This window comes from Burkholderia sp. Ac-20384 (assembly GCF_017104605.1).
GTDB classification, from domain to species: Bacteria; Pseudomonadota; Gammaproteobacteria; order Burkholderiales; family Burkholderiaceae; genus Burkholderia; species Burkholderia lata.
Genome location: NZ_JAAGPE010000247.1, coordinates 1 through 14,182 on the forward strand (window position 1 = coordinate 1; position 14,182 = coordinate 14,182).

Here is a 14,182-nt window from a genome sequence, read left to right on the forward strand (position 1 = left end):
AAAGTGAGTCGGGCATTCTTATGGGTGTTCATCCGGCTGGGTTCCTGGAAGGTTGGGTGTTTGGCGACTTCCAGTCTCCCAGACTCAGTCCGGATGAACCATCGATACAACCTATTGAAGCTTCACAGCTAGCCGGCTTGTGTTGCGTCGCGACTTGCCGGTCAGCTCTCGACATCCGCACGTGCTATAATTTGTGGCTTTCCAAGCTGCAATGCGCGCGCCCGTGAAAAACGAGCGGGCGCTTTTGCGCGTTCAAACGATTTCCAGGTTTCTATGACCCGCGCCCTTCGCAATATCGCCATCATCGCCCACGTCGACCACGGCAAGACTACGCTCGTCGACCAACTGCTTCGCCAGTCCGGCACCTTCCGCGAGAACCAGCAGATTGCGGAACGGGTGATGGACTCGAACGACATCGAAAAAGAGCGCGGGATCACGATTCTCGCGAAGAACTGTGCGGTCGAGTACGAAGGCACGCACATCAACATCGTCGACACGCCGGGGCACGCGGACTTCGGTGGCGAGGTCGAGCGCGTGCTGTCGATGGTCGACTCGGTGCTGCTGCTCGTCGACGCGGTCGAGGGCCCGATGCCGCAGACGCGCTTCGTCACGAAGAAGGCGCTCGCGCTCGGCCTGAAGCCGATCGTCATCGTCAACAAGATCGACCGTCCGGGTGCGCGGATCGACTGGGTCATCAACCAGACCTTCGACCTGTTCGACAAGCTCGGCGCCACCGAAGAGCAGCTCGACTTCCCGATCGTCTACGCATCGGGCCTGAACGGCTATGCGTCGCTCGACCCGGCTGCGCGCGAAGGCGACATGCGCCCGCTGTTCGAGGCAGTCCTCGAACACGTGCCGGTCCGTCCGGCGGATCCGGAGGCGCCGCTGCAGCTGCAGATCACGTCGCTCGACTATTCGACGTATGTCGGCCGGATCGGCGTCGGCCGCATCACGCGCGGTCGCATCAAACCGGGCCAGCCGGTCGCGATGCGCTTCGGCCCGGAAGGCGACGTGCTGAACCGCAAGATCAACCAGGTGCTGTCGTTCACGGGCCTCGAGCGCGTGCAGGTCGAGTCGGCCGAAGCGGGCGACATCGTGCTGATCAACGGTATTGAAGACGTCGGCATCGGCGCAACGATCTGCGCGGTGGATACGCCGGAAGCGCTGCCGATGATCACCGTCGACGAGCCGACGCTGACGATGAACTTCCTCGTCAACTCGTCGCCGCTCGCCGGCCGCGAAGGCAAGTTCGTCACGAGCCGCCAGATCCGCGACCGCCTGATGAAGGAACTGAACCACAACGTCGCGCTGCGCGTGAAGGACACGGGCGACGAAACGGTGTTCGAAGTGTCGGGCCGTGGCGAACTGCATCTGACGATTCTCGTCGAGAACATGCGTCGTGAAGGCTACGAGCTTGCCGTGTCGCGTCCGCGCGTCGTGATGCAGGAAATCGACGGCGTTCGTCACGAGCCGTATGAGCTGCTGACCGTCGACGTTGAAGACGAGCATCAGGGCGGCGTGATGGAAGAGCTGGGTCGCCGCAAGGGCGAGATGCTCGACATGGCGTCGGATGGCCGCGGCCGCACGCGTCTGGAGTACAAGATCTCGGCGCGTGGCCTGATCGGCTTCCAGAGCGAATTCCTGACGCTCACGCGCGGCACGGGCCTGATGAGCCACATCTTCGACTCGTATGCACCGGTCAAGGACGGTTCGGTCTTCGAGCGCCGCAACGGTGTGCTGATCTCGCAGGACGACGGCGCTGCCGTGGCCTACGCACTGTGGAAGCTGCAGGATCGCGGCCGCATGTTCGTGAAGCCGGGTGACGCGCTCTATGAGGGCATGATCATCGGTATCCACAGCCGTGACAACGACCTCGTCGTGAACCCGATCAAGGGCAAGCAGCTGACCAACGTGCGTGCGTCGGGTACCGACGAAGCCGTGCGCCTCGTGCCGCCGGTCCAGATGTCGCTCGAATACGCGGTCGAATTCATCGACGACGACGAGCTCGTCGAAGTGACGCCGCAATCGATCCGTCTGCGCAAGCGCTTCCTGAAGGAGCACGAGCGTCGCCGCGCAAGCCGCGAAGGCGCGGTCGACTAAGCGTTTCGGCCGGTCACTGCATCACGGAAAAGGCTGCCTTCGGGCAGCCTTTTTTGCATCTGCGCAGTGTGCAATCCGATTGTCTGCAAAACACTGTTCCTGCGGGTCGTGGCAATCCGGCAAAACCCCGTCGCGTGGTGCTTTCAGGCACATTTCGCCGTGAACTTCGGTATCGGTTCTGTGATATGCTGCGCGCACGCAAGTTTAGGTCCTTCCAAGCAAGACTTGATTCGCAATCCGCTAAACGGTCAGGCCGTGTCGCGGAAGGTTGAGTAACCCGCTATTTCTCGAGAAACTCGAAGAAAGGTGAGCGTAAAATGTCAGATGTAATGAAGCAGTTTCAGCTGAACTCCTATCTGTTCGGCGGCAATGCTTCGTACGTTGAAGAACTGTACGATGCATACCTCAACAATCCGGCATCGGTGCCGGAGAACTGGCGAGAGTATTTCGACGCGCTGCAGAATGTTCCTGCAACGGACGGTACGAATGCCAATGACGTCGCCCATTTTCCGATCGTCGAATCGTTCGCCGAGCGCGCGAAGGCCAATGCCTTCATCCCGCGCGAAAGCACCACCAATCTGGCTGCGGCACGCAAGCAGGTGCACGTCCAGTCCCTCATCAGCGCCTATCGCTTCCTCGGCTCGCAATGGGCCAATCTGGATCCGCTGAAGCGTCGCGAACGTCCCGCCATTCCCGAGCTCGAACCCGCGTTCTACGATTTCTCCGAAGGCGACCTCGACCAGACGTACAGCGCAAGCAACCTGTACTTCGGTTTCGACCAGGCTTCGCTGCGTGACATCGTCAAGGGTCTGCGCGACACGTATTGCGGCACGATCGGCGCCGAATACATGTACATCAGCGATCCGGAGCAGAAGCGCTGGTGGCAGGAGCGCCTGGAGTCGACGCGCGCGACGCCGAACTTCTCGGCAGACGAGAAGAAGCACATCCTGAATCGCCTGACGGCCGCTGAAGGCCTCGAGCGCTACCTGCATACCAAGTACGTCGGCCAGAAGCGCTTCTCGCTCGAAGGCGGCGAAAGCTTCATCGCGGCGATGGACGAAGTCGTCCAGCACTCGGGCAAGCGCGGCGTGCAGGAAATCATCATCGGCATGGCCCACCGCGGCCGTCTGAACGTGCTGGTCAACACGCTGGGCAAGATGCCGGCCGACCTGTTCGCCGAATTCGAGGGCAAGCACGTCGACGACCTGCCGGCCGGTGACGTGAAGTACCACAAGGGCTTCTCGTCGGACGTGTCGACGGAAGGTGGCCCGGTCCACCTGTCGCTCGCGTTCAACCCGTCGCACCTCGAAATCGTGAACCCGGTGGTCGAAGGTTCCGCGAAGGCGCGGATGGACCGTCGCGGCGACGAAGACGGCCTGCAAGTGCTGCCGGTGCAGATCCACGGTGACGCGGCCTTCGCTGGCCAGGGCGTCGTGATGGAAACGCTGAACCTCGCGCAGACGCGCGGCTACGGCACGCACGGCACGCTGCACATCGTCATCAACAACCAGATCGGCTTCACGACGTCCGACCCGCGCGATGCGCGCTCGACGCTGTACTGTACCGACGTCGTCAAGATGATCGAAGCGCCGGTGCTGCACGTGAACGGCGACGATCCGGAAGCTGTCGTGCTCGCGATCCAGATCGCGATCGACTACCGGATGCAGTTCCACAAGGATGTCGTGATCGACATCGTCTGCTTCCGCAAGCTGGGCCACAACGAGCAGGACACGCCGGCGGTCACGCAGCCGCTGATGTACAAGAAGATCGCGCAGCACCCGGGCACCCGTGCGCTGTACGCCGAGAAGCTCGTGCAGCAGGGCGTGATCAGCGCGGAAGACGCCGACAACTTCGTGAAGGCGTACCGCAAGGCGATGGACGACGGTCACCACACGGTCGATCCGGTCCTGTCGAACTACAAGAGCAAGTACGCGGTTGACTGGGTTCCGTTCCTGAACCGCAAGTGGACGGATGCAGCCGACACGGCCGTGCCGCTCGCAGAACTGAAGCGCCTCGGCGAACGCATCACGACGGTCCCGGAAAACTTCAAGGTCCACCCGCTCGTCGAGCGCGTGATCAACGACCGCCGCAACATGGCGCGTGGCGACCAGCCGCTCGACTGGGGCATGGGCGAACACCTCGCGTTCGCGTCGCTCGTCGCATCGGGCTACTCGGTGCGCCTGACCGGCCAGGACTCGGGCCGCGGCACGTTCACGCACCGTCACGCGGTGCTGCACGACCAGAACCGCGAGCGCTGGAACGACGGCACGTACGTGCCGCTGCAGAACATCGCAGAAGGCCAGGCGAAGTTCACGGTGATCGACTCGGTGCTGTCGGAAGAAGCGGTGCTGGGCTTCGAATACGGTTACTCGACCGCCGAGCCGAACACGCTCGTGCTGTGGGAAGCGCAGTTCGGCGACTTCGTTAACGGCGCGCAGGTCGTGATCGACCAGTTCATCTCGTCGGGCGAAGTGAAGTGGGGCCGCGTGTCGGGTCTGACGATGCTGCTGCCGCACGGCTACGAAGGCCAGGGTCCGGAGCACTCGTCGACGCGTATCGAGCGTTTCCTGCAACTGTGCGCGGATCACAACATGCAGGTCGTTCAACCGACGACGCCGGCACAGATTTTCCACCTGCTGCGTCGCCAGATGATCCGTCTGTTCCGCAAGCCGCTGATCGTCGCGACGCCGAAGTCGCTGCTGCGTCACAAGGAAGCGGTGTCGGACCTGTCGGAACTCGCGAAGGGTTCGTTCCAGCCGGTGCTGGGCGAAACCGACGGCGGCATCGACGCGAAGAAGGTCAAGCGCGTGCTGGCATGCTCGGGCCGTGTGTATTACGACCTCGTCGCACATCGCCGCGAAGCGAAGGCGAACGACGTCGCGATCATCCGTATCGAGCAGCTGTATCCGTTCGCGCACAAGCAGTTCGAAGCCGAAATGAAGAAGTACGAGAACGCGACTGAAGTGGTCTGGGTGCAGGACGAGCCGCAGAACCAGGGCCCCTGGTTCTACGTCGAGCACCATCTGAAGGAAGGCATGAAGGAAGGGCAGAAGCTGGCATACAGCGGCCGTCCGGCTTCGGCCTCGCCGGCGGTTGGCTACTACGCGAAGCACTACGAGCAGCAGAAGGCCCTCATCGAAGGTGCTTTCGGCCGCCTGAAGAGCGCATCGATCGCGAAATAACCGACGGAAGCGAAACGGGAAGGCGCCATGCGCTTTCCCGTCTCTTTTGGCCCGCCGGGCGCGTTGCGCACCGCACCGGCCGAAGGAATCGCACGAACCTCGTCATTACCCAGATTAAGCATCCAGGAAAATCACATGGCTATCGTAGAAGTCAAAGTCCCCCAGCTTTCGGAGTCGGTTTCGGAAGCCACCATGCTGCAGTGGAAGAAGAAGCCGGGCGAAGCAGTTGCTCAAGACGAAATCCTGATCGAACTCGAGACCGACAAGGTCGTGCTCGAAGTGCCGGCACCGGCAGCGGGCGTGCTCGCGCAAGTGCTGCAGAACGACGGTGACACCGTCGTTGCCGATCAGATCATCGCGACGATCGACACCGAAGCGAAGGCGGGTGCAGCTGAAGCCGCCGCAGGCGCCGCCGAAGTCAAGCCGGCAGCCGCGCCTGCCGCAGCCGCACCGGCAGCACAGCCGGTCGCCGCAGCCGCATCGTCGACGGCCGCATCGCCGGCCGCATCGAAGCTGCTGGCCGAGAAGGGCCTGTCGGCGGGCGACGTTGCAGGTTCGGGTCGCGACGGCCGCGTCACGAAGGGCGACGCGCTGGCAGCAGGCAGCGCACCGAAGGCCGCTCCGGCTGCCGCACCGGCCAAGACGGCCGCTGCGAAGCCGGCGCTGCCGGAAGTGAAGGTGCCGGCATCGGCCGCGACCTGGCTGAACGACCGTCCGGAACAGCGCGTGCCGATGTCGCGCCTGCGTGCGCGTATCGCCGAGCGTCTGCTCGAGTCGCAGCAGACCAACGCGATCCTGACGACGTTCAACGAAGTGAACATGGCTCCGGTCATGGAACTGCGTAACAAGTACAAGGACAAGTTCGAGAAGGAACATGGCGTGAAGCTCGGCTTCATGTCGTTCTTCGTGAAGGCAGCTGTCCACGCGCTGAAGAAGTTCCCGCTCGTGAACGCGTCGATCGACGGTAACGACATCGTCTACCACGGCTACTTCGACATCGGTATCGCTGTCGGCTCGCCGCGCGGCCTCGTCGTGCCGATCCTGCGCAACGCGGATCAACTGAGCCTCGCCGAGATCGAAAAGAAGATCGCCGAGTTCGGCCAGAAGGCGAAGGACGGCAAGCTGTCGATCGAGGAAATGACGGGCGGTACGTTCTCGATCTCGAACGGCGGTGTGTTCGGCTCGATGCTGTCGACCCCGATCATCAACCCGCCGCAGTCGGCCATCCTCGGCGTGCACGCGACGAAGGAGCGTCCGGTCGTCGAAAACGGCCAGATCGTGATCCGTCCGATCAACTACCTCGCGCTGTCGTACGACCACCGCATCATCGACGGCCGCGAAGCCGTGCTGTCGCTCGTCGCGATGAAGGATGCGCTGGAAGATCCGGCACGTCTGCTGCTCGACCTGTAAGCCGAGTTTCACTGCATTGACCCGCACCGCACGGGCGCGCCACACGCGTGGCCCGTGCGGTTGCACAAGAAGAAAGGATTGTCATGTCCAAGGAATTTGACGTCGTCGTGATCGGCGCCGGCCCCGGCGGCTACATCGCCGCGATCCGCGCCGCGCAGCTCGGCAAGACCGTTGCCTGTATCGAGAAGTGGAAGAATCCGGCCGGCGCGCTGAAGCTCGGCGGTACGTGCCTGAACGTCGGCTGCATTCCGTCGAAGGCGCTGCTCGCGTCGTCGGAAGAGTTCGAGAACACGTCGCACCACCTGGCCGACCACGGCATCACGGTCGACGGCGTGAAGATCGACGTCGCGAAGATGCTCGGCCGCAAGGACGCGATCGTCGAGAAGATGACGAGCGGGATCGAGTTCCTGTTCAAGAAGAACAAGATCACCTGGCTGAAGGGCCATGGCAAGTTCACCGGCAAGACCGACGCCGGCGTGCAGATCGAAGTGAGCGGCGAAGGTGAAACCGAAGTCGTCACCGCGAAGAACGTGATCATTGCGACGGGCTCGAAGGCGCGTCACCTGCCGGGCATCCCGGTCGACAACAAGATCGTGTCGGACAACGAAGGTGCACTGACGTTCGACGCGGTGCCGAAGAAGCTTGCCGTGATCGGCGCAGGCGTGATCGGCCTCGAGCTCGGCTCGGTGTGGCGTCGCCTGGGTGCCGAAGTGACGGTGCTCGAAGCGCTGCCGGCGTTCCTCGGCGCAGCTGACGAAGCGCTCGCGAAGGAAGCGGCCAAGCTGTTCAAGAAGCAGGGCCTCGACATCAACCTCGGCGTGCAGATCGGCGAAGTGAAGGCGACCGCGAACGGCGTGTCGATCGCCTACACGGACAAGGACGGCAACGCGCAGACGCTCGACGCCGACCGCCTGATCGTGTCGGTCGGCCGCGTGCCGAACACCGACAACCTCGGCCTCGAGGCAATCGGCCTGAAGGCGAACGAACGCGGCTTCATCGACGTGGACGACCACTGCCGCACGGCAGTGCCGAACGTGTACGCGATCGGCGACGTGGTGCGTGGCCCGATGCTCGCGCACAAGGCGGAAGACGAAGGCGTGCTGGTCGCGGAAGTGATCGACGGCCAGAAGCCGCACATCGACTACAACTGCATTCCGTGGGTGATCTACACGTACCCGGAAATCGCATGGGTCGGCAAGACGGAGCAGCAGCTGAAGGCGGAAGGCCGCGAGATCAAGTCGGGCAAGTTCCCGTTCTCGATCAACGGCCGCGCGCTCGGCATGAACGCGCCGGACGGCTTCGTGAAGATGATCGCGGACGCGAAGACCGACGAACTGCTCGGCGTGCACGTGATCGCGGCGAACGCGTCGGACCTGATCGCGGAAGCCGTTGTGGCGATGGAATTCAAGGCGGCGTCGGAAGACATCGCCCGCATCTGCCATCCGCACCCGTCGATGTCGGAAGTGATGCGCGAAGCGGCGCTCGCCGTCGACAAGCGCTCGCTGAACAGCTGAGCGCGGTGTAGCGCCGGCCGGCAATCGGCCAGCGCAGCCGTCTCATGACGAGGGCGGGCGGGATTTCCCGTCCGCCTTCGTTTTTTCCGGTTTGCCCGATGAACGTCACCGAATACTACACGCGCGAACTGACCACGCGCGGCTATCAGTCCGATCCCGCGCAGCGCGCGGCCGTCGATCGCCTGCAGGAATGCTTCGACGAGTGGGTCGAGTACAAGGCGCGTCGCTCGAACGCGTTCAAGAAGCTCATCAATCATCCCGACCTCCCGCGCGGTGTCTACATGTGGGGCGGTGTCGGTCGCGGCAAGAGCTTCCTGATGGACAGCTTCTACGCGGTCGTGCCCGTGCAGCGCAAGACGCGCCTGCATTTCCACGAATTCATGCGCGAAGTGCACCGCGAGCTCGAGGAACTGAAAGGGCAGGCCGATCCGCTCGACGAACTCGCACGGCGCATCGCGAAGCGCTACCGGCTGATCTGCTTCGACGAGTTCCACGTGTCGGACATTGCCGATGCGATGATCCTGTACCGTCTGCTCGACCGCCTGTTCAACAACGGCGTGCAGTTCGTGATGACGTCCAACTACGATCCCGACGACCTGTATCCGGACGGCCTGCATCGCGACCGTATGCTGCCGGCGATCGCGTTGATCAAGTCCAGGCTCGATGTGCTCAACGTCGACGCGGGCGTCGATTATCGCCAGCGCACGCTCGCGCAGGTGAAGATGTATCACACGCCGCTCGGTGCGGATGCCGATCGCGAATTGCGGCATGCGTTCCAGAAGCTCGCTGCCGTTCCCGATGAAAGCCCGCTCCTGCATATCGAGAAGCGCGAGCTGAAGGCGCTGCGCAAGGCGGACGGCGTCGTATGGTTCGACTTCGCGACGCTGTGCGGCGGCCCGCGCTCGCAGAACGACTATCTCGAGCTCGCGAGCCGCTTCCACGCGATCGTGCTGTCCGAGGTGCCGCAGATGTCGCCGCGGATGGCGTCCGAGGCGCGCCGCTTCACGTGGCTCATCGACGTGCTGTACGACCACAAGGTCAAGCTGCTGATGTCCGCGGCGGTGCCGGCGGAGCAGTTGTACGTCGAAGGCCCGATGGCCAACGAGTTTGCGCGTACGGTCTCGCGAATCGTCGAGATGCAGTCGAAGGAATACATCGAAACGCCGCGCCGCATCGTCGATACGTCGTTGACCTGAGTGCGATTTCCGGCAATTGACGGGATTCAAACGTCAATTCCGGTCAAATTAAGGCAATCTCGGGGTATTTTCGGATTTGTCTTATATTCATTGTTGAGGTGAGCCGATATCGTTGTGTCATGGTTACTAAGGCTGGAGATGTCCATGACACCGTATCGCGATCTGACCGACCAAGAGTGGCGCTGCGTAGCGTCGCTTCTGCCCGAAATGCAGCCGCGCACCGAGTTGCGCGGCCGTCCGTTGGCCAATACGCGTGCCGTCCTGAACGGCGTGCTCTGGGTGATCTACAGCGGCGCAACGTGGTCGGCCATGCCGCGCCGTTACCCTTCCTACCAAACTTGCCATCGTCGCTTCAAGGTCTGGCACGAGACGGGCACGTTGATGAGTGTCATGCGTGAACTCTATGGCGACGCAGGTGTGAATCTGTGCAACGAGTTGTCCACGCGGATGCGCAAGCACACGCAATCGAAGGCGGCGGAAGCACGCAGCAATGTGGCGCCCGCGTATCGCGCACCTGGCAGCTATGTGTCGGACACGCTGAAGCATGCAGCGTGATGTTCCTCAGTTCCCGCGACGCACACACCAAAAGAAAATCGGCCTGACGACTTCGTCGCAGGCCGATTTTTTCATTGAGCCGCGCGTTTAAGCGCGAGCCGCATTATTGCTGGCGAACCCAGGTCTGCGAACGACCGAGCAGCGACACGCCGATGTAACCGCGCACGACGAGTTTCTGGCCGCCGTCTTCAAGCGTCATCTTGCACTTGTAGACCTTGCCGTTCTCCGGGTCGAGAATGTTGCCGCCGTCCCAGTGGTCGCCTTCCTTCTTCATGGCCTTGATGATCGTCATGCCCTTGATGAGCTGATCCTTGCGCTCGTCCGTGCAGGCAGTGCAGCGGCGATCGGGCGTATCGTTCGCGCCGAGGCCCTTGACGACCTTGCCGGTCAGCGCACCGTCACCGTCCTCGGCGATCTGCACGAGTGCCTTCGGCTGATGCGTGTTGTCGTCGATCGTCTGCCACATGCCGATGGGGTTGTCTGCTTGTGCGAACGTGGGGGCAGCGCAAGCGAGCAGTACGCCGGCGATGGCGATTGCACGAAACGGGCGGGTCAGTTGAATCATTGTCGTCCTCCTTGTTTTGCATGTCGTGTTCGATTTGCCCGCACGACCGTCTGCATGGGGCGGGCATGTTGCGAGCTTCGCCAGAATACGTGAAACAACGCGCCACGTTTGATAGAGGGGACTCTAATCGAAACAGCCCGCGTGGCGCGGGCTGTTTGGTGACCGATCAGTTGAGCTGATACGAAAATGCGGCGTTGATGCGTGGGCTGCGTGATGCGCTTTCGACTGGCGCGTCACCCACCGGCTTCGCGACGTTCAGGTCGAGGCTATAGAAGCGGCTGTCCGTGAAACGCACGCCGATGCCGACCGACGACATGCGGTTCGGCGACGGTGTACCCGAGTGCAGGTACACACGCGCCATGTCGTAGGCGATGTATGGCGTAACGGATTTCATATACGTCCAGCCCGGCGTGAAGCCGCGGTTGACCTCCAGCGACATCCCCCATCCCGAGTCACCCGACGCTTCGCCCGGCTGATAGCCGAGCGCGTAGCGCGTCGAGCCGAACGAGATCTGCTCGGACGTCGGCAGTGAGTCCGGGCTGTATTGCCCGGTCAGCGACACCGACGTGCCGATCCGGAACGGCCATTCGTTGGTTTGCGTGAAGGTCGCGCCGGTGCGAACGAAGGTCAGTGATGTCGGGTCGGCGTACGTATACGTCGTGCCGTTAACCAGGCCGGTCTGCGATTTCGATGCGCCGAGGATGTCGAATGCCTTTGCGACGTTGACGCTCAGTTTTCGCACCTGCTTCGGTTGTACGCTCGTGTAGTCGAGCTGCAATTGCAGTACGCGGACCTGCGACCTGTTGTCGAGGGTATTGCCGTTGATCTTGTTCTGATAGTTGTCTTCGTTATGCGCTGCATAGCCCGACACCGTGCCGAGCAGGCTGCGCTGGTTGTTCAGAAGTATTGGGTAGGATGCCGAAAGACCGAGCTTCTCGCTTTTTACGGTTCGCTGGACAGTCGACGGCAGCCCCGGATTGTCAGTCGGCTTGCCGCGATACGTGCTCGCGTCGAGGCGCGTGATCAGGCCGCTGCTGCCCACGGGTACCGCGCCGCTGAATGCGACGTAGGTCTGCTTGTCGCGCCCCGGCGGCGCCAGAGCGGAAATGCTCAGTTGCTCGCCGAACGACGTGAGGCCGTTTTCGGTCGCGGTGATGAGACCCTGGACGCCCGGGTGGTTGAAGTCAATACCGGTGCTGACGTTGAACGGCTTGCGGTCTACCGCGAGTTCGAGCGTCGTGGCACCGTCGGTGGTTTGCGGCGGTGGTACGTTCGCCTTTACCGTGAGGCCGGGCAACAGGCCGAACGTGTTCACGTAGCGTTCGAACGTCGCGCGGCGCAGCGGGCGATCGGCAGTGATATGCGCGGCGATCGCACGAATCTTCGATTCCATCGCACCGGGCTTGCCGGTGACCTTGACGTCCGACACATAGCCTTCGACAACCGTGATGCGCACGACGCCGTTCTCGAACGTCTGTGCAGGAACGAACGCGAACGACAGCGCGAAGCCGCGATCCTGGTACAGCTTCGTCACGCCGTTGGCCGTTTCGATCAGATCGCCGATCGTGATGTCCTTGCCGACGAGAGGGGTGAAGCGACGCGAGATTTCGTCGAACGGCACGGACTTCACGCCTTCGACCTGGAATGTGGTCGGCGTCAGGTGACGCGACAGCAGCTCCTGCAACTGCGGCGCCTGCGGTGCGACCTGCACGGTCACGTTCGGGCCGGTTTTCGGCGCGTTGATCTGGGGCAGGGAGTCGAGCGGGTTACCTCCGACGCGCGTTTGTGCATGTGCCGTGCCTGCTGCCGCGATGGCGAGCAGCATCATCCATCGGTCGAGTCTGGATTTCATTGTTCTTCCTCGTTGGCCTTGCTTTTCGTCTTCTTTGTAATGCCGGCGCGCGACACCAAGGTGCCGCGCGCCGCGTGCCGCAATGCCGGTTGTGTTTGTACGGTCGCGCCATCCGCTCCGGCTGCGAAGGTGCGACCGTCCTCCTTACTTGCCAACGCTACCCAGCGTACCCAGCAATCCCGTTACCGGCGCCAGCAGACCGGTCGAGCCGCCGCCCGACGTTGCCGAACCCGTGACGCTGCCGACCAGCGACGTGACCGGTGCGAGCGGGCTCGCTCCCCCCGATCCTGCTGCGCCGCCAACTGCTCCGGTGACAGTATTCAGCAAACCGGTGACAGGCGCGAGAGGGTTTGCACTGCCTGCACCACCCGTTGCGCCACCGAGCGTGCCCGTGACCGTCGACACGAGATTCGTGACGGGGGCGAGCGGGCCGCCGCTGCCGCCCGCTGCACCGCTCAGTGCACCGGTGACGGTGGAGACGAGGCCCGTGACGGGCGCGAGCGGGCTGCTGCCCGAACCGCCGGTCGCGCCGCCGAGTGCGCCCGTGAGCGAGCCGAGCGGCGTCGAGCCGAGACCCGACAGCAGGCCGCCGAGCGGATTCGTCGAGCCGGAACCCGACGACGTGCCGTTCTGTACGGTCGCCGTCGAGCCGCCGACGAGGCTCGTGATCAGGCCGGGGATCGGTGCCGCGCCGTTCGGGCCGTTCGGGTTCACGAGGCCACCCGCGTTGGTCACGGTGTTGCCGACCGCAGTGACGAGCTGGCCGACATCGCCGACGAGCGGCTGGCTCGACGTGCCGCCGACCTGCTTGCCGGCCGAGCTGATCGCGCCGCCGACCTGGCCGAGCAGGCCCGAGACGGGTTGGCCGAGACCGGTCGTCGTGCCGACCTGTTGCGTGACCTGGCCGGCGGTGATCACGAGCGGCGTGATCGCCGAGCTGAGCGGCTGCGTCACCTGCTGCACGGCGCCCGACGACAGCGTCGAGCCGATCGTCGTGCCGGCGGCCGTCAAGCCGTTGGCCACCGTATCAAGCACGGTGCCGACCGGGGTCGTGACGGGCGCGAGCGGTGCGAGCTGGCCGGCGCCGAGCGCCTTGACCGTCGAGCTCAGGCCGGACACCGTGTTGCTCGTCGCGCCGACCACGTTGCCGAGGCCTGCGACGGTCGTGCCGACCGGATCCTTGGTCGTGCCGATCTGTCCCAGCCCGTTGCTCACGGCATCGGCCGCTGCGCCGACGATCGTGCCCGTGCTGGAGAGCGTGCTGCCGACCCCCTTCGTTACGCCGTCGCCGAGACCCGGCACGCTGATGTTGCCGACCGTGCTGCCGAGGTCGGTGGCCGTCTGGCCAACCGTGCTGACGACGCCCTTGGTGCCGGTCGACGTGCCGCTGGTGCCGCTCGTGCTCGGCGTGCCGCTCGTGCTCGGGTTGTTGTTGTTGCTGCTGGTCGGCGGCGAGCTGACGCCGCCGCCGCCGCAGGCGGCCAGCAGGCAGGCGGCGGCGAAGGCCGTGAGGGGCACGCGCCATTGGCGCACGGCGGCGGTCGTGAGAGAACGTTGCTGGGACATGATTGACTCCTCGCTGTCTTGTCGATTGATGGATGTTGGTTTACTTGCCGTGCGTGCCGCCGAGCAGGCCGCCGATCAGCGACGTGACGGGCGCGAGCGGATTCGACGACGAGCCACCGTTCGTGACGGCACCCGTGCCGCCGGTCAATGCCGGCGCGCCGACCGCGTTGGTCACCGTGGACACGACGTTCGTCACCGGGGCGAGCGGGCTGCTGCCGCCTGCACCGCCCGTCACGCCGCCG

9 protein-coding genes and 1 pseudogene are annotated in these 14,182 nt (G+C 63.7%); 6 read left to right on the forward strand and 4 right to left on the reverse strand.

What is annotated here, in order from left to right:
- The first annotated feature begins 273 nt into the window (after positions 1-273).
- The 6 genes from typA to G3O00_RS31730 all read left to right on the forward strand — a co-directional run bounded on the left by typA (position 274) and on the right by G3O00_RS31730 (position 9,957).
- A complete protein-coding gene (typA, locus tag G3O00_RS31705; RefSeq protein ID WP_011351805.1) occupies positions 274-2,100 on the forward strand; it encodes a translational GTPase TypA in 1,827 nt (608 codons plus the stop codon).
- A 317-nt stretch (positions 2,101-2,417) separates the two neighbouring features.
- A complete protein-coding gene (locus tag G3O00_RS31710) occupies positions 2,418-5,282 on the forward strand; it encodes a 2-oxoglutarate dehydrogenase E1 component (RefSeq protein WP_011351806.1) in 2,865 nt (954 codons plus the stop codon).
- 135 nt (positions 5,283-5,417) lie between these two features.
- Positions 5,418-6,692, forward strand: coding sequence for a 2-oxoglutarate dehydrogenase complex dihydrolipoyllysine-residue succinyltransferase (gene odhB / locus G3O00_RS31715; RefSeq protein WP_206145352.1), 1,275 nt, complete (start codon positions 5,418-5,420; stop codon positions 6,690-6,692).
- Positions 6,693-6,775: 83 nt separating this feature from the next.
- Positions 6,776-8,206, forward strand: coding sequence for a dihydrolipoyl dehydrogenase (lpdA, locus tag G3O00_RS31720; protein ID WP_011351808.1), 1,431 nt, complete (start codon positions 6,776-6,778; stop codon positions 8,204-8,206).
- A 98-nt stretch (positions 8,207-8,304) separates the two neighbouring features.
- On the forward strand, positions 8,305-9,402 hold the full coding sequence (gene zapE, locus G3O00_RS31725; RefSeq protein ID WP_206145353.1) for a cell division protein ZapE: 1,098 nt from the start codon (positions 8,305-8,307) through the stop codon (positions 9,400-9,402).
- Between the two features lie 144 nt (positions 9,403-9,546).
- The gene (locus tag G3O00_RS31730) at positions 9,547-9,957 is read left to right on the forward strand and encodes a transposase (protein ID WP_011351810.1); all 411 of its coding nucleotides are present in this window, start codon (positions 9,547-9,549) and stop codon (positions 9,955-9,957) included.
- Positions 9,958-10,060: 103 nt separating this feature from the next.
- Here the strand turns inward: G3O00_RS31730 and G3O00_RS31735 are convergent, their stop codons facing one another.
- The 4 genes and pseudogenes from G3O00_RS31735 to G3O00_RS31750 form a co-directional block, all read right to left on the reverse strand.
- A complete protein-coding gene (locus tag G3O00_RS31735; RefSeq protein ID WP_011351811.1) occupies positions 10,061-10,522 on the reverse strand; it encodes a DUF2147 domain-containing protein in 462 nt (153 codons plus the stop codon).
- Between the two features lie 166 nt (positions 10,523-10,688).
- Positions 10,689-12,374: a ShlB/FhaC/HecB family hemolysin secretion/activation protein gene (locus G3O00_RS31740; RefSeq protein WP_011351812.1), complete on the reverse strand. Its 1,686-nt coding sequence runs from the start codon at positions 12,372-12,374 to the stop codon at positions 10,689-10,691.
- A gap of 144 nt (positions 12,375-12,518) precedes the next feature.
- Entirely contained in the window at positions 12,519-13,940 is a 1,422-nt protein-coding gene (locus G3O00_RS31745) for a collagen-like triple helix repeat-containing protein (protein WP_206145354.1), read from the reverse strand.
- Positions 13,941-13,980: 40 nt separating this feature from the next.
- A pseudogene (locus G3O00_RS31750) lies at positions 13,981-14,182 on the reverse strand (collagen-like triple helix repeat-containing lipoprotein); the annotation flags it as partial.

Coding starts and splice junctions, on each gene's coding strand:
- typA (WP_011351805.1), top strand. CDS start 274: ATGACCCGCGCCCTTCGCAATATCGCCATCATCGCCCACGTCGACCAC.
- G3O00_RS31710 (WP_011351806.1), top strand. CDS start 2,418: ATGTCAGATGTAATGAAGCAGTTTCAGCTGAACTCCTATCTGTTCGGC.
- odhB (WP_206145352.1), top strand. CDS start 5,418: ATGGCTATCGTAGAAGTCAAAGTCCCCCAGCTTTCGGAGTCGGTTTCG.
- lpdA (WP_011351808.1), top strand. CDS start 6,776: ATGTCCAAGGAATTTGACGTCGTCGTGATCGGCGCCGGCCCCGGCGGC.
- zapE (WP_206145353.1), top strand. CDS start 8,305: ATGAACGTCACCGAATACTACACGCGCGAACTGACCACGCGCGGCTAT.
- G3O00_RS31730 (WP_011351810.1), top strand. CDS start 9,547: ATGACACCGTATCGCGATCTGACCGACCAAGAGTGGCGCTGCGTAGCG.
- G3O00_RS31735 (WP_011351811.1), bottom strand. CDS start 10,522: ATGATTCAACTGACCCGCCCGTTTCGTGCAATCGCCATCGCCGGCGTA.
- G3O00_RS31740 (WP_011351812.1), bottom strand. CDS start 12,374: ATGAAATCCAGACTCGACCGATGGATGATGCTGCTCGCCATCGCGGCA.
- G3O00_RS31745 (WP_206145354.1), bottom strand. CDS start 13,940: ATGTCCCAGCAACGTTCTCTCACGACCGCCGCCGTGCGCCAATGGCGC.